This is a genomic window from Nonomuraea sp. 3N208, assembly GCF_052245935.1.
In the GTDB taxonomy this organism is placed as follows: domain Bacteria; phylum Actinomycetota; class Actinomycetes; order Streptosporangiales; family Streptosporangiaceae; genus Nonomuraea.
In genome coordinates, this window is the sequence record NZ_JBQQBR010000041.1 from 66,433 (window position 1) to 86,381 (window position 19,949).

The 19,949-nt window shown below is 71.3% G+C and carries 13 protein-coding genes; 3 read left to right on the forward strand and 10 right to left on the reverse strand.

Annotation, left to right across the window (positions count from 1 at the left end; all coding sequences use genetic code 11):
* Positions 1 to 8 precede the first annotated feature (8 nt).
* The 10 genes from ACTWPT_RS45290 to ACTWPT_RS45335 all read right to left on the reverse strand — a co-directional run bounded on the left by ACTWPT_RS45290 (position 9) and on the right by ACTWPT_RS45335 (position 15,856).
* On the reverse strand, positions 9 to 1,328 hold the full coding sequence (locus ACTWPT_RS45290) for a condensation domain-containing protein (RefSeq protein ID WP_443183733.1): 1,320 nt from the start codon (positions 1,326 to 1,328) through the stop codon (positions 9 to 11).
* A complete protein-coding gene (locus tag ACTWPT_RS45295; protein WP_443183734.1) occupies positions 1,325 to 1,564 on the reverse strand; it encodes a phosphopantetheine-binding protein in 240 nt (79 codons plus the stop codon). The genes ACTWPT_RS45290 and ACTWPT_RS45295 overlap by 4 nt, the downstream gene beginning before the upstream one ends.
* Positions 1,558 to 3,087, reverse strand: coding sequence for a condensation domain-containing protein (locus ACTWPT_RS45300; protein ID WP_443183735.1), 1,530 nt, complete (start codon positions 3,085 to 3,087; stop codon positions 1,558 to 1,560). The genes ACTWPT_RS45295 and ACTWPT_RS45300 overlap by 7 nt, the downstream gene beginning before the upstream one ends.
* Positions 3,084 to 4,622, reverse strand: a complete 1,539-nt coding sequence (locus ACTWPT_RS45305; protein ID WP_443183736.1) for an AMP-binding protein — start codon at positions 4,620 to 4,622, stop codon at positions 3,084 to 3,086. The genes ACTWPT_RS45300 and ACTWPT_RS45305 overlap by 4 nt, the downstream gene beginning before the upstream one ends.
* A complete protein-coding gene (locus ACTWPT_RS45310) occupies positions 4,619 to 9,961 on the reverse strand; it encodes a non-ribosomal peptide synthetase/MFS transporter (protein ID WP_443183737.1) in 5,343 nt (1,780 codons plus the stop codon). Before ACTWPT_RS45310 ends, ACTWPT_RS45305 begins: the two co-directional genes overlap by 4 nt.
* 433 nt (positions 9,962 to 10,394) lie before the next feature.
* The gene (locus ACTWPT_RS45315; protein ID WP_443183738.1) at positions 10,395 to 13,631 is read right to left on the reverse strand and encodes a BTAD domain-containing putative transcriptional regulator; all 3,237 of its coding nucleotides are present in this window, start codon (positions 13,629 to 13,631) and stop codon (positions 10,395 to 10,397) included.
* 206 nt (positions 13,632 to 13,837) lie between these two features.
* Positions 13,838 to 14,746: a C40 family peptidase gene (locus ACTWPT_RS45320; RefSeq protein ID WP_443183739.1), complete on the reverse strand. Its 909-nt coding sequence runs from the start codon at positions 14,744 to 14,746 to the stop codon at positions 13,838 to 13,840.
* A gap of 495 nt (positions 14,747 to 15,241) precedes the next feature.
* A complete protein-coding gene (locus ACTWPT_RS45325; RefSeq protein WP_443183740.1) occupies positions 15,242 to 15,376 on the reverse strand; it encodes a hypothetical protein in 135 nt (44 codons plus the stop codon).
* 79 nt (positions 15,377 to 15,455) lie between these two features.
* Positions 15,456 to 15,683, reverse strand: coding sequence for a hypothetical protein (locus ACTWPT_RS45330; RefSeq protein WP_443183741.1), 228 nt, complete (start codon positions 15,681 to 15,683; stop codon positions 15,456 to 15,458).
* Positions 15,641 to 15,856 (reverse strand): hypothetical protein, encoded by a 216-nt coding sequence (locus ACTWPT_RS45335; RefSeq protein ID WP_443183742.1) that lies wholly within the window; start codon positions 15,854 to 15,856, stop codon positions 15,641 to 15,643. The genes ACTWPT_RS45330 and ACTWPT_RS45335 overlap by 43 nt, the downstream gene beginning before the upstream one ends.
* Before the next feature lie 79 nt (positions 15,857 to 15,935).
* On the opposite strand from ACTWPT_RS45335, the gene ACTWPT_RS45340 reads away from it, so the two are divergent.
* The 3 genes from ACTWPT_RS45340 (at position 15,936) to ACTWPT_RS45350 (ending at position 19,896) form a co-directional block, all read left to right on the forward strand.
* On the forward strand, positions 15,936 to 16,730 hold the full coding sequence (locus ACTWPT_RS45340) for an IclR family transcriptional regulator (RefSeq protein ID WP_443183743.1): 795 nt from the start codon (positions 15,936 to 15,938) through the stop codon (positions 16,728 to 16,730).
* Complete coding sequence (locus ACTWPT_RS45345; RefSeq protein ID WP_443183744.1) at positions 16,727 to 16,879, forward strand: hypothetical protein; 153 nt, start codon at positions 16,727 to 16,729, stop codon at positions 16,877 to 16,879. Before ACTWPT_RS45340 ends, ACTWPT_RS45345 begins: the two co-directional genes overlap by 4 nt.
* Positions 16,880 to 16,986: 107 nt before the next feature.
* On the forward strand, positions 16,987 to 19,896 hold the full coding sequence (locus ACTWPT_RS45350; RefSeq protein ID WP_443183745.1) for a golvesin C-terminal-like domain-containing protein: 2,910 nt from the start codon (positions 16,987 to 16,989) through the stop codon (positions 19,894 to 19,896).
* Positions 19,897 to 19,949: the final 53 nt, after the last annotated feature.

Here is a 19,949-nt window from a genome sequence, read left to right on the forward strand (position 1 = left end):
CTCGGCACTCACGTGTTCTCCTCGCTGACCAGTAGCGTCTCGACCTCGCGCAGCATCGCCTCGATCGCCTCCCGGGGCAGGAGGGCGGTGTCGGCGAGCAGGTCCAGCCGGCAGGTGTGGGTGGCGGGTCCGACGGAGAGGAACACGTCGGCGTCCACCTCCGGCCAGGCCCCCACGGGGAAGGTCCGGCCGGGGCTCACGGGCGGGTCCGGTGGCAGGTTGGGCCAGCCCCCGGCGACCCGGACGTCGTTGAAGTAGGCGGTGGGCGGTGGCCCGGTCTCCTCGATCAGCGCCCGCTGGGCGGCCGGATCGTAGCGAGCATGCCGGTACGACGCCAGCACCCCCCGGTGCGCGGCCCCCACCACCTCGGCGAGCGACGAACCATGTGCCACGTCCAGGACGAAGATCCCATCCTGGACGAGGGTGGCCACCATGGGCGCCAGCCGGGGATCGTGCCGATTGCCCACGATGAGCTGCATCGCGACCGTGCCGCGGCCGGTCAGCCGGGACAGCAGCACCGCGTACGCCCCGAGCAGCACGCTGCCGGTGCTCACCCCCCAGCGCCCTGCCAGCCTGGTGACCGCTGCGCCGAGCGCCGCCGACTCCATGCCCAGCTTGACGAACCTGGGCTCCTCGGGCGCGCCCCGCGGCGCGGCGAACAGCGGGCGCGGCATCCGATCCAGCGCCGCCCGCCAGTATCTGAGCGCCCGCTCGCCTCGTGCCGCGCCCTCGGCCGATTCTTCCTCGGCGGCCAGGTCGAGCGGCTGCGGCACGGCCTGCGGCAGCGGCTCCCCGGACAGCAGCCGCGGCCACTCACCAGCGATGACGTCGAGCGCCCGCCCGTCAACCGCCATGTGCGTGAACGCGAACGCCACCGCGCGCGGCCTGCCTCCGTCCATGACGACGACGCAACGTACCGGGAGCTCGTTCGCGTAGTCGAAGCCCTTGCCCGCGAGCTCGGCGGCGATCTCCCCGGCCAGCGCCCTGGGCCGGGCCCCGGCGGCATCGACCAACCCGACCGTCAGCCACCCATGTTCGGCGACCCGCTGTACCATGCCGCACTGCTCCGCGCCCTGGTGGCCGATGACATCCGACCCGGCGATCCAGTTCGTACGCAGGCTCTCGTGCCGTCCGAGCAGCCGCGCGAGGGCGGCGAGTACGGTCGGCAGGTCGGGCTTGCCGTGGGCCGGCAGGGCCCACGGCATGTTGAAGTAGGGGTCGCCAGGGGGCAGCCACTCGGTGAGCCGCCAGAACGCCCGCTGGCCCCAGGTGAGCGGTCCTTGGCCGGACCTGGCGCCGGTGAACTCGACCGTCACGGGGCCGGTCATGACGGGCGGCCCGCCATCCGGGACAGGTGGTCGACCAGCCCGTCGAGCGTGTCGAGGCTGCCGTCGAGCTCGATGTCGAAGCCGAACTCTTCCTCGATCGTGTCGATCAGCCGGATGTAGCCCAGCGAGGTGAGGCCGAGCGCCGTCAGCGAGCAGTCGGCCGCGAGCACCTCCGCCGTGGTGAGCTCGCCGTCGCTGGCCTGGGCCACCAGCGCGGCCACGCGCTCCCTCAGCATGCCTGCTCCCGCAGTCGGGCGACCTCCGCCGCGATGCCCATCGCGGTGGCGTCGTCGATGAACAGCTCGAAGGAGAGCTCCACGCCGAACCGCTCCTGGGTCCTGGCCATGATCTGGGTGATCGTGAGGGAGTGGCCGCCGAGATCGAACAGGTCCTCGTCGGGTTCCACGTCGTCCAGTTCGAGCTCCTTGGCGAAGATCGCCTGAATCTCCCGTACGAGCTCGGCGTCCACCGGACCGTCCTTGACAGCGACGGAAGCGGCGGTGGCCGCGGTGACGGCTGTCACGGACGCCGCAGGAACGGGACCGGGCAGCGGCAGCCGGTCCAGCGGCGCCTCCGGATCCGCGGCTACCGCCGTCAGCAGCGCGGCGAGGTCCTCCCGGATCCGCTCGGCCCCCGTCCGGCCGAGGAGCGCGGGGTTGTACTGCAGCCGCGCCGCCGTACCCGCCTCGTCATCGACGATCTGCAGGTGGAGCGTGTTGCGCACCCAGCCGTTGAACATCATCCACTCCACCGACGCACCCAGCCCGGCGAACAGCGGGCTCGTCTCCGGCCGCTGGCGGTAGCTGAGCGACACGGGGGTGAGCGCCGCGCGGGGGCCGATCCCGTCCACGGCCCTGGCCAGCGGAACCTCGCGATGCCGGTACAACCGCCGCAGATCGCCCCGCAGGCTCCGGGCAAACTCGCCGAACGTGCCCCCCTCGGGCGCCCCGATCACGGGTAACTCGTTGACGAAGGCGCCCACGTGGTCCCGGCTCCACTCGGTCCGCGTGGACAGATCGACGCCGACCGCGGGCCGCGCGTTGCCGTACGCGTGCAGCAGCGCGACGAACGCGGCCAGCACCGCCTCGAAACGGGTGACCTCCAGCCGCCCGGCAATCCCGCCGAGGTCCTCGACGACGAAGTCGAGGGCGGAGCCGGGCGCCGCGGCCACGGACACGCCGGTCAGGCCGGGCAGGCGCAACTCCCGCTGGCCCTCCCACCGGCCCGCCCAGTACTGCCGCGCGTACGGCAGCGCGTTCGCGAGCCTGACCTGCTGCTGGACCGACACCTCCGGGTACGTCGGCCCCAGCGGCGGCGGCGCCGCGCCCCCGTACCAGGCGGCCAGATCCCGCAGCAGAATGTCCTTGGACTCCCCGTCGAACACCGCGTGATGGGCCTGGAACAGCAGCACATGCCGCTTGGCGTCCTCCCGGATCAACGTGAACCGCGCCGTGGGCCCTACGACCGGATCGACCGGATCGACCGGCCTGGCCAGCTCCTCCTGAAGATCGCCGCCTTCGCGCATCGGCGGCACCGCATGGGGGACCAACCGCAGCTCACCACCGTCCTCGGCGAGCACGCCGCCCAGCACGGGATGCCTGCGCGCCACCTCCTCACATGCCTTCCCCAAGGCCACCACGTCGAGCGGCCCGTCCAGCCACACGGCCAGCGGCATGTGAAAGGCCCGCCCGGCGACCCCGGCCCGCTCGGTGAGCCACATCCCCTGCTGCGCAGGGGAGGCCGGCCACGATCCAGTCATCTCCCGCCTTCTTTCTCCACAGTGCCCGTCTTTTCCGTGGGACCCGCCTTGTCCGGGCCCGCTTCCACAACAAGGTCCGCCTGCTTCAGAAGATCGCGCAGGTCGGACTTGACGACCTTGCCCGACTGGTTTCTGGGCAGGCGGTCCACGAAGATCACTCGTGCCGGCAGTTCGTGCGGGGCCAGCCGTGTCATGAGGAAGGCCCGCAGCTCCGTCACGCGCGGCGCCCGCGAACGGGGCACGACGGCGGCGGCCAGTACGGTGCCCATCACGGGATGCGGCACGCCGGTGACCGCCGCCTCGGCCACGTCCGGGTGTTCGTGCAGCGCGGCCTCCACCTGCACGGTCGACACCTTGTACGCCCCGGACTTGACGACGTCGCTCTCCCGGTCGACGAGATAGAGGTAGCCGTCCGCGTCGAGGTAGCCCAGATCGCCCATCCGCACCCACCCGTCGCGGAAGGTGTGCCCGCTGGCCTGCTCGTCCCGGTAGTACGAGCGCGTGGCGGCGGGGGTCCGCAGCCAGATCTCCCCCGTCTCTCCGGCCGCCAGTGGCCCGCCGCCGGGGCCGGTGATCCGCAGCCCGCTACCGAGCGCCGGCCGGCCCAGGGCCGCGGGCCGCGACGGGTCGTAGATCATGACCGTCTGGGCGGGCGCCGCCTCGGTCGAGGTGTAGTAGTTCGTCACAGTCGCCTTGGGGAACGCCGCCGCCAGCCGCGCGCACAACGCCGCCGGCAGCGCCGACGCCGCGGACCCGAGCAGGACCACGCCGGAGAAGTCGTACCGTTCGTGCAACCCGGCGTTGAGCAGCTCAAGGGCCATCGCGGGCACCAGGAACACCGTCCCCACCCGCCGCGACTCGATCAGCCTGGCGAACCTTCCCGGGGTGAACCGCGCCAGGGTCAGCACCGCCGGCCGCGCGTCCAGCGCGTTGATCAACATGGCCTGGCCGGCGTTGGTGCCGATCGGAAACGCGTGCAGCAGGAGCTGCGAATGCCCGAACCTTCGGCGATTGGCCCGGGTGGCGCTGCCGTAGGTGAGGTTGGCGTGGGTGGCCGCCACCGCCTTGGGGCGGCCTGTGGTGCCGGAGGTGTAGAGGATCTGCGCCAGATCCCCCGGCCCCGGCGGTTCGGGTTCCCGTGAACCGGGATCCAGCTCGGCCGGCACGGCGCTCCAGTACCCGCCGTCAGGGGGCGCGTCCGTCCCCTTGCCTGCGTGCAGCAGGCCGATCGCCGAGCAGTGCTCCAGCATGTACGCCACCTCGGCAGTAGCGAGCCGATCGGAGATCGGCACCGCCACTGCGCCGGCGAGTTGCGTGGCGCAGTAGGCCACGGCGAAGTCGGTCCAGTTCTCGGCCCCGAACAGCAGCCCCACCCGATCGCCCCGCCGCACCCCGCGCCGGACCAGCCCGCGCGCCAGCGAGTCCGTCCGCGCGTGCCATTCCGCGAAGGTCAGCGTGCCGCCCCCGGCGACCTCCAGCGCGACCCGCTCGGGCTCCTCCGCGGCCCGCCTGGCGAGCAACTCCGGAATGATCATGACTCCCCCTCGGCGCGCCGCCGCAGCTCCTGGATGCCGACGAGATCATCGGGCAGCGCGTCGGGCACCTCGCCGTCGAAGCGGGCCAGCACCCGTACCCGCATCGCGCACACCGCGATCAGCGCGATGGCCAGCCCGAAGGCCACGTACATCAACCCGATCCCGCGACCGTCCCCCGTCCCGAGCAACGCCCCCGCCGTCGCGGCCAGCGGCCCGTCCGGCGCCATCAGCGGCTCGAACACCGCCGCCCCGTACGGCGCCACCAGCCCGAACCCGATCGGCAGCGTGGACCAGGCGACGAGTGTGTTGAGCGCGATGACCCGCCCGTGGAACCGCTGCGGCACCTTGACCTGAATGATCGTCGCGTACACCCCGTTGAGCAGCGTCAGGCACAGCGACATCCCGAACGCCCCCGCGGTGATCGCCACCAGATCCGCCCGCACACCGACGACCACGCAGAACACCGCCAGCGCGAGCGTGAACAGCAGCACCCCGCGCAGCCGTCGCCGGCGCGGCCCGCCCCACACGGCCATCAGCAGCCCGCCGGCCAGCACGCCGATGCCGCCCGCCAGCGACACCTGCGCGACGTCCTGCAGCGTCGCGAACGACAACACCAGCGGCGAGATCATCAGGAACAGCGGCGACAGGAACACGTTCAGCACGGCGAAGAACACCAACATCCCACGGAAGCCCCGATTTCCCCAGGTCAGCCGCCAGCCGCCGGCGATCTCCGCCATGACCGTCTCGCGCCGCCGCCACGCCATGCTGCGGGGGAACCGGACCGCCAGCAGGACCGCGACCGCGAACCCGTACGACAGCACGTCGATGATCAGGATCCCCTGCAGCCCGATGACCGCCATCAGCCCGACCGCCACCAGCGGCACCGCCACCTGGGCCGTACCGGTGACGAGCTGCACCACCCCGTTGGCGTGGCCGAGGAACCGCTTGGGGACGAGTTGCGGGATCGCCGAGGCGTACGCGAACCGCTGGAAGGTCAGCGCGACCGACAGCAGCGCGAGCAGCGGGTAGACGTGCCAGATCTCCAGGTTGCCGGTCCACAGCAACACTCCCAGGATCAACTGCACGCCGCCCGCGGTGACGTCCCCGGCGAGCATCACCACGCGCCGGTCGTACCGGTCCACGATGGCCCCGGCCAGCGGCGCGACCAGCATGCCCGGCAGCAGCCCGAGCACCGCGAACAGCGCGAAGTTCGCCAGCGAGCCGGTGGTCGTGTAGATCCACAGCGGCACGGCGAACTCGGTGAGCGCCGATCCCAGGATCGACACCAGTTGCCCGGCCGCGACCAGCGCGAACCGCCCCATGCCCGGCCGCACCTGACGAGCCCTGGAGGTGTCGGGGGCCGGGGAATCTCGCGAGGACACGCCCTCCAGCCACCACGTCGATCGCGGTGTACGGGCCAGCCGCTCGGCCCGCCCCTCGGCGATGGCGCGGTGCGTGCCGGTCACGATGGCCGCCAGTTCCTCGGCCCGATATTTCAGGAAGAAGTGCCCCGCCTCGTCCAGCACGACCAGGGCCGTCAGCTCCGACAGCACGTGCCATTCGCGGTACCGCTCCTGGTAGAACTCCATCGCCGGGTCGCGCTCGCCGGCCAGCGCGATCACCGGCGCCCGCAGCGGGGCCGCGGACTCCTCGAACATGCGGGTGAAGTAACGCTCCGCCTGCCGGGTGCCGCGCCGCCGGTTGCGGACCATGAGGTCGAGCTGGTCGCGGCCGACTTCCTCCACGTCCAGGCCGGCGGCCCGCAGATCGTTGATCCAGGCCTGGTCGCCGCGGATGCGCTCCATGAGGTCGGTCAGGCCCGCGAGGCGGCTGCGGGGGCGGGCGAAGGGGAAGACGCCGCCGAGGTACACCGCCTCGACCTCGCGGCCGGCTTCCTCCAGCCTGCGGGCGATCTCCGCGGCCAGCATCACGCCGAGGCCGCAATGGCCGTACAGGGTGACGGGGCCCTCGATGTCGTCGAGGATCTCCTGTACGCACCCGTCGGCGACCTCGTCCAGGGGCCGGGCCTCCTCGCCCAGTTCGTGCCCGGGCACGGCGATCGAGTACAACGCCCAGTCGGCCGGCAGCGCGTCCGCCAGCGGCTGGTAGATCACCGCGCTGCCGCCCCCGTACGGTGCGCAGATCAGCGTGGAAGCGGTCGTCCTGGCGGGCGTGAGCCGGTGCAGCAGGCGGTGCGGGCCCTCGTCGGCCGACTCCAGCAGCGCGGCCAGCTCCCGCACGGTGCGGTGCTTGAACAGGTCGAGCACGGTGACGGTGCGCTCCGGCGCCACCTGCCTGAGCCGGGCCACCACCCGCATGGCCAGCAGGGAGTGCCCGCCGAGCTCGAAGAAGTCGTCCGTGGCGCCGACCTCGGGGACGCTGAGCAGCTCGGCCCACACGGCGGCGACGGTCTGTTCGGCGACGCTCCGCGGCGACTCGAAGCGGCCGGTCGTCTCCGGTGCCGGGTCGGGCAGGGCGCCCCGGTCCACCTTGCCGTGCGACTTCAGCGGCGGCGGTTCCTCCAGCCACACGTACCTGGCGGGGATCATGTAGTCGGGCAGCTGCTCGGCCAGCCACGCCCGCACCTCGGCGGCCTCCGGCCGGGCCTCGGCGGGCACATCGACGGAGGACTCACCGACGAGGTAGGCCACGAGCAGACCGCCGCGCATGTCGGCGATCGCCGACGTCACGCCGGGATGCCGGCCGAGCACCGACTCGACCTCGGCCAGCTCCACCCGGTAGCCACGGATCTTCACCTGCAGGTCGCGGCGGCCGAGGAACTCCAGGTTTCCGTCGGGAAGGTGACGGGCCAGGTCACCGGTACGGTACATGCGCGCGCCGGCCGGACCGTACGGATCGGGCAGGAACCGTTCCGCGGTCAGGGCCGGACGGTCGAGATACCCCCTGGCCAGCCGATCCCCGCCGAGGTACAGCTCCCCGGCGACGCCGATCGGCACCGGCTCCAGATGCTCGTCCAGCACGTACGCCCGAGCACCCGGCAGTGGCCTGCCGATGGGCAGCGTGGTGGTCGTGCCGCCTGCGCCCTCGACCGCGTATGTGGTGACGCCCACCGTCGCCTCGGTCGGCCCGTAGTGGTTGACGACCCGGCAGCGCCCGGCCGCGGCCAGTTCCTCGGCCCAGTCGCGCGGCGCCGCCTCACCGCCGAGGATCAGCAGCTCGCGCGGCAGCACGTCGGCCTGCAACGCGGCCAGATGAGACGGAGTGATCTTGAGGTAGTCGATGCCCGCGTCCCGGACGTACTCGGCCAGCTCATGCCCCGCCGTGCGCGGCGCGATGATGTGCAGCGTCCCGCCGGTCATCAGGCACGCGTAGAAAACCGTCACCCCGAAGTCGAAGGCCAGCGACTGCAGCAGCGCATACGAACCGCCGGGTTCGATCTCCAGCCGCTCCCGCAGGCCCGCGAGATAGACGAGCGCCTGCCGATGCTGGATCGCGACGCCCTTGGGCCTCCCGGTGGTGCCGGACGTGTAAATGACATAGGCCAGGTCGTCGGGGGTCACGTCACGAGTGACCGGGACCTGGTGGCCGTTGAGCTCCCCATCGGGCTCGTCGAGGCCGACCGTGACCAGCCCATCAGGCAACCGCCCCCTGGAGGACGAATCGGTCACCGCGATCCGTACGCCGGCGTCCCGCACCACATACGCCAGCCGCTCGCCCGGATGCTCCGGATCCAGCGGCAGATACGCGGCCCCCGCCTTGAGCACGCCGAGCACCGCCACGGCCAGTCCGGCCGACTGCTCCAGGCACACCGCCACCCGTTCCCCGGGCCCGGCGCCGAGGGCCCGCAGCCGCCGGGCCAGCTGATCGGCGCGGATGCCGAGCTCGCCGTACGTGAGCGAGACGTCCCCCGCGACCACCGCGACCGCTCCCGGATCCTGCCCGGCGACGACCTCGTGCAGCAGCCGGACCCCGGCGGGCGGCGCCGGCTCGGCGACCCCGAGGGCCAGCACGCGCCGCCGCTCGTCCGGGCCGAGCAGCGGCAACCGGGAGATCGGCAGCTCAGGGTCGGCGACCGCCGCCCGCAGGAGCGTCTCCAGGCATCCCACCAGCCGCCGCGCCGTGTCCTCCCGGAACAGCGCGGTGCTGTACGCGAGCTGGCCGTGCAGCCCGCCGCCACCCTCGAAGAGATAGAGCGCCAGGTCGAACCGGCTGGCCACGGTGGGGATCGGATACGGCTCCGCGCCCAGCCCGGCGGTGTCCAGGGTCCGGCCGCGATAGTTCTGCAGCGCGAACATGGTCTGGTACACCGGCGTACGGCTGACGTCCCGCTCTACGGCCAGCTCGGTGACGAGCCTGTCGAACGGCAGCGCCTGATGCGCGAAGGCGTCCAGGGCGGCGTCGCGGACCCGGCCGAGCAGTTCGCGGAAGGTCGGGTCGCCGCGCAGGTCGGCCCGCATGGCCAAGGTGTTGATGAACGGACCGACGACCCCCTCCAGCTCGGGCAGCTCCCGCCCGGACACCGGCGACCCCACCGCGAAGTCGTCCTGCCCGGCGAACCGGCCGAGCAGCACCTGGAAGGCGGTGAGCAGCGTCATGTACGGCGTGGCCCGGTACGCCGTGCTCAGCTCCGCGATCGACGCGGTGAGGGCGGGGTCCACGATGACGTCCACGCCGGCGCCGGTCCAGCGCTGCTCGGCGGGCCGGGGCAGGTCGGTCGGCAGCTCCAGGGCGGGCACCCCGTCCAGCCGGGACACCCAGTAGCGCACGTCGTCGTCGAAGGTCCGGCCGCGCTGCCAATGCGCGTAGTCGCCGAACTGCAGCTGCACCGGCGGCAGCTCCCGGCCCGCGTGCAGCGCCAGCAGTTCCTGGAACAGGATGTCGCACGACCAGCCGTCGGTGATCGAGTGGTGCATGGTGAGCAGCAGCACGTGCTCGCCGGGGGCCGACCGCACCAGCAGGGCGCGCAGCAGCGGCGGGCGGGCCAGGTCGAACGGCCTGGCCAGCTCCCCATCGATCTCGCCGGGGTCGCCGGTGACGCGGAACTCCACGACCGGCTCCTCGGCGATCACCACCTCCGGGCGACCGTCCGGTGTGGTGACCAGGCTGGTACGCAGGCTCTCATGCCGCCGTGTGAGCTCCGTCAGTGCCCCGGCCAGCGCGTTCTCGTCGAGTTCGCCGGTCAGCCGGACCGCGAACGGCACGGTGTAGGCGGCCGTGCCGGGGGCGTACTGCTCAAGGAACCACAATCGCTCCTGCATGGCCGACGGCGGCGGCGCGGTGCCGGGGTCACGGCGGGGAACGCTGACCTTGGTGGCGCGCGCTCGGAGGCGACGTTCCAGCAGAGCCTGCTTGGCCGGTGAAAGGGAGCTCCTGGTCACGCGTCTTACTCCTCGGAACACGCGGTTGTACACGTACAGGTGCACGTACGAAGTCCGCGGCGATGACGCCCCAGACCGGGATGTGCTGCAGTGCGATGCGGTGTAGCCGGAACGGCGATGGCCGTGCAAGCCGTGGGAACGCTCCCACGAGGGAGGCTAGGTATAGCCCCCACCGAGGTCAAGGTCTAGATCGACATTTCCGACTGCACATCGTGATCCAACAAGTACGCTTCGCGATATGTGCACGTCGCAACGCTGTTTTCGGTGGCTCTGTTTTTCGAACGCTTTACAGTTCGGAAACCTCTTCGTCATTGATTTGGGAGCGCTCCCATCACTTTGGCCACTCAAGGCACCTCAGTCACGAGCCGCAGCGACTTGGTTGTCCACCGCAAGGGCGGGGTCAACAGTCCGCGCCACCCGCCGACTGGTTCTGTTATCGTCTCGACGCGTGCAGCGCGGCCAATGCCTGCCTTTCGAGCAGGCGGAAACCGCAGGATCCGGCGATCGCCACGGCCTGCTCGGCGGTGTAGCTCGCCGAGGCCGGGTCACCGGCGGAGAGCCGGGCGGTGGCGAGGCCGACCAGTGCCCGTGCCTCCACGAACGGGTAGGTGTTGTGCGCGATCGTCACGGAGTGCTCGAACCACTGGGCGGCGGCCGTCGCGTCGCCGAGCGCGAGGTATGCCTCTGCCGCAGTGGCGGCGGTCTGTGCCGTGGCCTTCCTGTCGTGGACCGCGATCGCCATGTCGTGCGCTCGCCTCGCCACCTCCAGCGCGGTGGCGGCGTTTCCGCGCTGTCTGTGCAGCCGGCTCAACTCGTCCAAGGTGGACAGCTCGCCGCGCAGGTTCGACCCCTTTCGGTACGCTGCGAGCACTTCGGTGAGCAGTTCGGAGGCGCGCGCCTCCGCACCGAGCTGACGTAACGCGCTCGCCAGGTTGCCCCGATTGGCCAGCGCCGACGTCTCCCGGCCGGTCGCCTCGCTGATCTCCAGCGCCGCGTTGAGCAGTTCGGCGGCGTCCCGCAGCTCGCCCTGGCACAGCCGCATCACCCCGAGTCCGTTGAGCGCGACCGCCCGCACGTGGCCGAGCTGGTCGTCCTCGGTCAACTCAAGCGCGCGGTGCAGCCACTCCTCCGCGTCGGCGAGCTTGCCCTGCTCCAGATAGAGCCATCCGATGTGATGGGACAGATACGCTGCGGCCGTCGTCCAGCCGGTGGTGACCGCGAGCTGTTCGCCCGCGAGGCAGTCGGACAGCGCCTCCTCGTCCCGGCCGACCGACCACAGCGCCTGGCCACGGCTGATCAACATCGCGGTCCGCGCGACGTCATCGCCGGCTCTGGCGGCCGCGTCCAAACCTGCCTCCGCCGCGGGCAGCCAGCCGTCGATGTGCCGGCGGATCAGGAAGTAGCCGCGGAGCTGGTCGGTGATCCGCCAGGACAGCGCGCGGTCGGCGGACCCAGCCGCGTGCCTGACGACGGCGACCAATGCGGGCAGCTCGGCGTCCAGCCAGGCGAGCGCGTCGGCTTCGGTGGCGAAGAACGTCTCCCGCTCCGCATGCGTGTCGAGCCGCACGAGCTGCGGGTACACCCACTCCATCGCGGCCGTCACCGCGTCGGCGTACCAGGTGTACAGCCGGGAGCGCGCGGTTTCGCCCTCGGTATCATCGGCGAGCAGCCGCCGGGCGTACAGGCCCAGCAGGTCATGGAACCGATAGCGGTCCGTCGCGTACTGCATCAGCATGTTCGCCTCGAGCAGGTCCTCCAGCACGCGCTCCGCCTCGGTCGCCGGCATCGCCAGCAGGACACCGGTGCTGTCGGCGCCGAAGTCGTCACCGGGGTGCAGGCTGCACAGCCGGAACGCGCGCTGGGCCGCTGCGCTCAGGTCGGCGTAGCTGAGCTGGAAACTGGTGAGCACGCTCGACTCACCGGTGGACAGCTCGGTGAGTCTGCGGTTGTCGTCGTGCAGCCGGCGAGTCAGGTCGCCGATGGTCCACGCCTGCCGGGTGGCCAGTCGCGCGCTCGCGATGCGCAGCGCGAGCGGCAGCCGTGCGCACGCCACGGCGAGCGCACCGGCCGCGTCGGGATCGGCGTCGATCCGATGCGATCCCGCGGTCGCGGCGATCAGGGTGATCGACTCCTCCGGGTTGAGCGGTTCGAGGTGGACGACGCTCGCACCGGCGAGGCCAGGCATCCTGCGCCGGCTGGTCACGATCACGTCACTGCCGCCCACACCTGGCAGCAGCGGCCGGACCTGGTCGGCGTCATGTGCGTTGTCCAGCAGCACCAGCATCCGCCGGTCGGCGAGCTCGCTGCGGAACAACGCGGCCGCCTCGGTCTCATCGGTCCCGATCCGCCTGCTCGGCACGCCGAGCGCGCGCAGGAACCGGCCGAGCACCTGCATCGGTTCCGGTGCGGGTGCGGTGGTGCCGCGCAGGTCGGCGTAGAGCTGACCGTCGGGATACTTCGCGCGCAACCGGTGCGCGGCGGCGAGCGCGAGAGCGGTCTTACCGACGCCGGCAATGCCGTCGATCAGCACGATTCGGGACGAGGTCGGTCCGGACTCCTGGCTCGCCCTGGCGAGCGTAGCCTCGATCCTGGCCATCTCGTGCGCCCTGCCGACGAAGTCCGACGGCGCGGCGGGCGCCTGCTGGATCGTGGTCCGCCCCATTGTCCGCCGGGCGTGCCGCTCCTGCTGCCGGAGCACCGCGAGCTGGGCGGACCGCAGCCGCTCGCCAGGATCGATGCCGAGCTGGTCGGCGAGTGCGGACCGGATCCGGTCGTACGCCGCGAGTGCCTCTGCCTGCCGGCCGCTCGCGGCCAGGGTCAGGATCAGCTCGGCGTGCAGCGGCTCGTCCAGCTCGCGCCGATTCACAAGCTCCCGCACCGGTTTCAGCGCCCGTTCCGGCTTGCCGAGATCGCGCGCCAGAGTGGCGAACGTCTGGACGGTGGTGGCGTACTCGGTGGCTATCGCGGTGTAGAGCGGGCTCGACGCCACCCGCTCCGCGTCGATCTCACCGCGCCACAGTGCGACGGCTTCGGCGAGCCGGGTCAACGCCTCCTCCGGCGCGTCGTACGCCGCCCGCGTGGTGAGATCGCGGAACGTCAGCAGGTCCAGGTGATCGGCGGTGACGGCGAGCCGGTACCCGGTCTGACCGCCGAGGAGCACGCTGTCGGTTCGCCCGTCGGAGTCCAGTAACCGCCGCAACCTGGCGACGTGCGTGTGCAGCAGGCTCACCGGATTCTGGATTTCGCCGTGCTGCCACAGAAGTTCGATCAGTTCGTCCTGGCCGACCGTCGCACCGGCGCCGAGCGCGAGCCGCGCGAGCAGCGTGCGTTGCAGGTCGGAGCCGAGGGATGCCTGGACATCGCCGTGCCAGACTTCGACCGGACCGAGCACACGGATGCGCAGCGGGCCGCCACGGACCGGACCGGCTTCGGCGCGCAGGGGACGATGGGCCTCGGCGGCGGCGTGAAGTTGCTCGACGTCGGGCCCGCTCAACCCGAGTGCGGTGGCGATGGCCTGGACCGAGTCCCGCTTCGGGCTTCTCGTCCTGCCCTGTTCCAGATCGCGGATCGCGCCCGCGCTCACGCCCGCCCGGTCGGCGAGTTGCCGTTGCGTCAGTCCGGTGCGGCGGCGATGGGCTCGAAGCAGCCCGCCGAAGCTTGTCTCCGTCACTCGTACCTACGCCGAGTGACCAGACTCTTGATCTGCGACCTTCGGGGCACCCGACGATCCTAGGCCAGGAGACGCCACGGGCCCCAGCATGCTGGCTAAAGCACGCTGGGGCCTGTGTTATGTGGATCTGGCGCTGGACCAGTAGTCGTCGTGAGGCGGCGGTGTCCTGGGTGTCCCGGTTGCGGCCTGGACACCCAGGAGCGACGTCATGGGTTGACGACGGTCGCCACGGTGTCGACACCGAGGATGCGGAAGACCGCGACGCGGTTGTCGTAGAGGCCGCCTTCGGCGTGGTAGTCGACGTTGGTGCCCGGTTGGAGCGCGTCGAAGATCCGGCCGTCCCCCTCCCAGAAGGCGACGTGGCCGACGGCTTCTGCGGTCGTCTTGTAGAAGATCAGGTCACCGACCTTCAGGTCGTCCGACCATGTGTCGATCTTCTTGGCGTAGAACTTCCCCGGGTTCTGGTTGTTGTTGGCCCAGTTCCACATTTCGACGGCGCGGCGGACCGGCCAGCCGGGGAAGTTGGCGATCGGGTTGTAGGAGGCGTAGACCAGGCCGGAGCAGTCGTAGCCCGGGTACTGGGGGGTTCCTATACCCTGCCCTATGTAGGGTTCGCCGCGCTTGGCCACGGCGTTCTTGTGGGCGATCATGCTCCAGTTGAAGATGTCCCTCTCCTGGTAGCAGAACACCCCCTGCTCGGTCGTCCCGTTCTGGACCTTCACCCTGAGGTGATTGATGTTGGGGATGTTGTCGGGGTTCCAGTCGGACTTGAGGCCGACCTCGTGGTGGCCGTTGCCGCCTCTGAGGATGAAGTAGGTCTCGCCGCTGGGGAAGATGAAGGGTGCCTCGCCGCCCTCGGCGCCGCGGGCCTGGATCCGCAGCACCGGAGACTTGTTGGCCTCCGTGCCGGTGTCGTCGATACGCCAGCGAACGGTCACCTGGTCCGCTCTTTTCCAGTCGACCTGAATGAAGGCCTCGGCACCCCCGCAGGAGACGGTGAGCGTGCCACTCGGATTGCTCAAACCATCGGCGGACGCCGAAGGCGCGGCCACGAAGACGGCACTGGAGACCGCGACGACGAAGGCCACGATCAACGTCATGATTCTGGGTTTCACATGTTTCCTTTCATGAAGGGTTGTCTTTCGTCGTGGGATCGGCGAGGCTCGCGCCCCCCGGCGTCTTGTCGCTTCGAAATGGTTGGAATAGGAAGTCACGCGTTGCCGCACGTCCACGGCTGCCGACCGCGGGCCTGGTGCAGGTCATTGGCGGCTTGGTAAGAACGTTAGGGATTGTCGCTGGCACGGCGCTGTCCGTACTCCGCCCGTACCGCTGTGTACGCCGCCCGTACCGGACCCGCGTCCAGCCGGGGCGCCGGCGGGTCGTGGGCCGGTTTGGTGCCGGGCGAGCGGACGCGTGTGCAGAACCTCGCGGTCGAGGTGCGAAATGGCGTCGCCGTTCTCTCCGGCCGGGTCGATCCGGCCGGAGCTGATGTTCGTCGCCGGCGGCCTGGCGTGGCAGGCACGTGGCATCGTCGAGGTCTGCCCGCGAAGGTGCCTGGGCCGCGCCGCGGCTGGTGGTTGGGATGCGTGCCGACGGACGTCAGCCCGTCGTCACCATGACCCGCCGCCTCCGTCACCGCCCACGCCGCGGCTGCCGCCTTCGCCGCTGTAGCCGCCGCCGGAACCGGTGGAGCCGCCGGAGGCGTGAGAGCTGGCGCCGGCCGCAGCGAGAACCGGTTTGCTCATGCGTCCTTCCGCTGCGCTTGCGCACCGTCGCGGTCCACCGCTGCTTGCTTCAGCCAGCGACGCGCCTCAGCCCTGCCGGTCAAAAAGCACGATGCGCGCGCAGGTCGGGCCGCAGGTAGGCGGCGGGCGAGGCCGGGAAGGCCCACAGCGCGATGTCGACGGCCGCGAGCGCGTCGGCCTGGTGCCCGGTCAGGTGACCGCGCTCGCGCATCAGGCCGGTCAGCCGATCCCACAGCGGCCTGACCCGGGTCGGGTCCTGGCCGATCAGCGCCGGGGCGAGCAGCCTGTCGACGATGGAGGCCGGCACTTCGGGGCGACCGGGGCCAGCGCCTCGCCCCAGCCCGTGGTGCCGTCGTCGCACGTGACCGAGACGAGTGGCGTCTCGAACCGGGCCGAGTAGAGACTGCGCCACGGCGGGCGCACGAAGTAGCCCTCCTGGCGCGGGCCGCTCAAGTAGGCGGCCTCATGCCGGATCTTCACCGGAAACAGTGCACTTGACGGATTTGCGACATGTGCGCGACGATCCCACATAATGCAAGGCTATTGCATTGGAGAGACCATGGCTTCCGACCAGGGCAACAATCAGAGCGTAGAACGGGCGGTCTCCGTGCTGCGGGCGTTCCTGACCGGCCGCCCCGAACTACGCGTGTCGGACGTCGCGAAGGCCACCGGGCTGGGCATCTCCACCGCGTCCCGGCTGCTCGCCACGCTGGAGACGCTGGAGTTCGTGGAGCGCGACGAGGTGAGCGGCCTGTACCGGCTCGGCACCGCGCCGATCACGCTCGGCGGAGTGGCGTTGAACCAGCACCCGGTCCACCGCGAGGCGCGGCAGATCGCGCAGGACCTGGCCGCGGCCCTCGGCCTGGGCGTGAACGTGGCGATCAGGCAGGACGACTCGATGTTCTACCTGGCCAACTTCGAGGGCAGGCTGGCCCCGCGATCCTACGTGCTGACCGGCCAGCGCAAGCCGCTGTACGCCACCGGCATCGGCAAGTGCCTGCTGCTCGGCCTGTCCGCCGCGGAACGCCGCTCGCTGCTGCCCGCGATGCCACCCTTCACGCCGAGCACGATCATCGGCCACGACCGCCTGGACGGGGAGCTGGCCACCGTGCTCGGCCGCGGCTACGCGACCGAGGTCGAGGAGCTGGCCTTCGGCCGCGCGTGCGTGGCCGCGCCGATCCGCGACCGGTCCGGCGCGGTCGTGGCGGCGATCTCCATCTCCGGGCCGCTTTCGGCGATCGGCCTGCCGACCCGCGAGGCCGAGCTCGCCAGGACGATCATCGAGACCGCCGACTCCATCAGCATCGGCCTGGGCTATGTCGGCCCGGCGCACCTGGTGGGCAGTCCGACATGAAGACCACGACCGCGAACCCCTTCTGGCGGTACGCCGGCTACGCCCAGATCGAGACCGCCATCGCCGAGCAGGTGCAGGCCGTGCTCATCGGCGACTCCCCCGCGAAGGAGGCCCTGGCCAAGGCCGCCGAGAAGGGCCTGCAGAAGTAGGACGACCGCCCGGCAGCGGGCGTGTTCCGCGGAACGGCATTTCTGCGGTCCCGCTCCATCCCGCACCAACCGCGCACGTGCCCGAACCGACTCCCCGAGGACGACTCATGCGTCGCTTCCCCTCGCTCATCCCCCTCGTCCTGCTCGCCTTGCTCGCCGCCGTAGCGCCGGCCATACCGGCGCGGGCCGCCTCCGCCCCGATCGCCGACACCGGCGACGCCATCGTCATCACCGGCGACACCTACCGCATGACCGTCCAGAAGGCCGGCTTCCGGTACTCCTTTGCCCGGCACGACGGCACCGTGATCGCGCCCGCCCACGCCGAGTCCGGCGTCCGCGTCGGCGACGCGGACGCCACCACCACCGAACTCGCCGGCAAGGCGGCGGGCACGGCCGTACTCGACGTCACCCTGGAGACTGGCGCCAAGGTGCGGGTGAAGGTGCACCCGGCCGCTCGTCATGTGAAGATCACCGCCGACCGGGGCGCGGACTTCCGCACCGGCCCGGTGGCGCCCGCGTACGGGCTCGGCGACTACGGCGCGCACGCCGACGGGCAGCCCGACCAGGGCACCCCGTGCAGCGGCCAGGTCGAGGCGCGCCGGACGACGGAGCTGACCGGCATAGTCCTGGACAACCTCACCAACGAGGGCAGTTGCAAGCGGTTCATCTCCACCTTCGTGGTCTTCCCCCAGCAGAGGTTCGCCGAGGTGCTCTTCGACGAGGGCCAAAAGCGGGTCGGCCTCACCACCTCGGAGAACCGGCTGGGCAGCACCGGGCCCGCGCAGGGCCTGTACTACTTCGCCGCCACCGACCTGAAGCGGATCTACGCCGACTACCGCGACGCCAGGCACCGGCACGGCTACGCCGACGCCCGGCCGCGGCCGGAGATGTTCGGGCTGGGATGGGAGGCGTACGGCGCGCTGGCCTGGAACACCTATCAGTCGTCGGTGACCGATACGGTCAAGGCGTTCAAGGACCACGGCTACCCGCTCCGGTGGGGCGTGGTGGGCTCCGGGTTCTGGCCGGGCCCGCGCGGCGACAAGTCCGAGGGGACGACGAACAGCTTCGGCATGTGGGACTCGGTGCACGAGCCGGGCCGCGACGACGGCCTGCCCAACCCGCGCTACCCCGACCCGGACGCGCTGAAGAGGCTGTTCTCGGACAGCGGCATGGCCCTGCTGCTCGGCGCGCGCAACAACTTCAAGGTGGAGCCCACGGCCAACGACGGCCCGTTCACCGCCGAGGCCCTGGCCAAGGGCTACTTCCTCCCGGTCAAGGTCACCAAGTCGCAGTTCCCGCAGGGCGAGACGTACGTGCTGGACGCCGCGAACCCGGAGGCCGTGCAGTGGTTTGTGGCGCAGACCCGCAAGTGGGGCGTGGACGGCGTGAAGGAGGACACCATGCTGTACGCGCCCAACCTGCACCGCGACGGCAACTGGAACGCCTTGCAGAAGGCGCTGCACGACGCCGGTGACCTCGTCGTCGTCCGCAACGCCGCCTACTCGGTGCCCGGCGACTGGGTGCGCATCAACGACACGATCTACGGCCGCGGCGAGGTCTTCCACGAGGACCCCGACCGGATGCCGGTGAATCTGCTCAACATCGCCGCCAGCGGCCCCGGCAACGTGTCCCCCGACATCGTGGGCGGCACCCCCCGGGCCTCGCTGACCGACCCGTCCTACCGGCGCTACTTCTGGCGCAACGCGCAGTTCGCCGCGCTGACGCCGGTGATGGCCTTTGGCAAGGGGCCCTGGGAACTGGAGGACCCCGAGCTGGCCGCATCGGTGAAGCGGATGGCGCTCTGGCACGACTCGCTCCACCCCTACATCTACGACGCGGTGCTCGACGGCCACGAGTCCGGCTTTCCGTACGCGATGACGCCGCTGTCCATCGCCTATCCCGACGCCGACCCCGGTTCCGCCGGCCACGAGTGGATGCTCGGCGAGTCGCTGCTGGCCGCGCCGCTGTTCGGGCGGGACTTCGATACCGCGCAGACGCGGGACGTGCACCTGCCCGCGGGTAAGTGGATCGACTACGAGACCGGCGCGGTGTACCAGGGGCCACGGACCCTGACGGACCACCCGATCGGGATGGACAGGCTGCCGGTGTTCGTGGGCGGCAAGGGCGTGCTGATCACGCGTTCCGGTGCGGAGGTGTACCCGATCGCGTGGGGCTCGGTCTTCGACGCCCGGGGCACCCGGATCGTCAACGCGAACACCGGTTGGGACCCCGCCAAGCTGGTCGTCACCGACGCCAGGACCGGCCGCCGGGTGGCCTTCACCGTGGACTCCAAGACCGGCGCGATCCGCTTCCCCGTGGCCCGGGGACACCAGTACGTGCTGTCGGGCGGCGGCACGGCGGCGCACCCGTTCCCGGTCGAGACCGAAGTCCCGGCCGCGCCCTCCGGGCTGTCGCACCAGGGCGCCACGCTGTCGTGGACGCCGGTCGAGGGCGCCCGCGGATACGTCGTGACCGGGACCGGCTGCTCCTCGGGCGTGGCCGGAAGCACGACCGGAGCGACCAGCCTCACCGTAGCCCCCGGCGTCTACCGGGTCGCGGCGATGAACGCGGCCGGCACCGGTCCCCTCTCCGAGCCCCACACGGTGCCCTCCACCTCCTCCGGCCCGGTCGTCGTGACCAACGAGGGCGGCCCGCCGACCTGCTCGGACACGCCGCCGTACCAGGAGACCGGTACCTGGTCCTCGAGCAGCCTGAAGGGCTTCGACGGCTCCGGCACCCGGTTCAGCTCGACCACGGGCTCGACCGCCACCTGGACGGCGCGTCTGCACGCCGGGTCGTACGAGGTGGCCGTCTGGTACCCCGCGCACACGGCCAGCACCAAGCAGGCGACCTACCGGGCCGGCGGCCAGGACGTCGTCGTCGACCAGACTTCCGCCGGTGGCCAGTGGCGGTCCCTCGGCACCTGGCCCTTCGACGGCCTAGCCTCGGTGACCCTCTCCGTCACCGGCGTCGGCAACCACCGTGCCGACGCGGTGCGCTTCACCCCCACACCGTGATGACCGGCGAGAGGACCCCACGCGCCACACCGCGATCATGTTGCTGCATCTCC

What these genes read in the sequence shown, in the direction of transcription:
- ACTWPT_RS45290 (WP_443183733.1), bottom strand. Translation starts at nt 1,328, where the DNA reads ATGACCGGCCCCGTGACGGTCGAGTTCACCGGCGCCAGGTCCGGCCAA.
- ACTWPT_RS45295 (WP_443183734.1), bottom strand. Translation starts at nt 1,564, where the DNA reads ATGCTGAGGGAGCGCGTGGCCGCGCTGGTGGCCCAGGCCAGCGACGGC.
- ACTWPT_RS45300 (WP_443183735.1), bottom strand. Translation starts at nt 3,087, where the DNA reads ATGACTGGATCGTGGCCGGCCTCCCCTGCGCAGCAGGGGATGTGGCTC.
- ACTWPT_RS45305 (WP_443183736.1), bottom strand. Translation starts at nt 4,622, where the DNA reads ATGATCATTCCGGAGTTGCTCGCCAGGCGGGCCGCGGAGGAGCCCGAG.
- ACTWPT_RS45325 (WP_443183740.1), bottom strand. Translation starts at nt 15,376, where the DNA reads ATGAGCAAACCGGTTCTCGCTGCGGCCGGCGCCAGCTCTCACGCCTCC.
- ACTWPT_RS45340 (WP_443183743.1), top strand. Translation starts at nt 15,936, where the DNA reads ATGGCTTCCGACCAGGGCAACAATCAGAGCGTAGAACGGGCGGTCTCC.
- ACTWPT_RS45345 (WP_443183744.1), top strand. Translation starts at nt 16,727, where the DNA reads ATGAAGACCACGACCGCGAACCCCTTCTGGCGGTACGCCGGCTACGCC.
- ACTWPT_RS45350 (WP_443183745.1), top strand. Translation starts at nt 16,987, where the DNA reads ATGCGTCGCTTCCCCTCGCTCATCCCCCTCGTCCTGCTCGCCTTGCTC.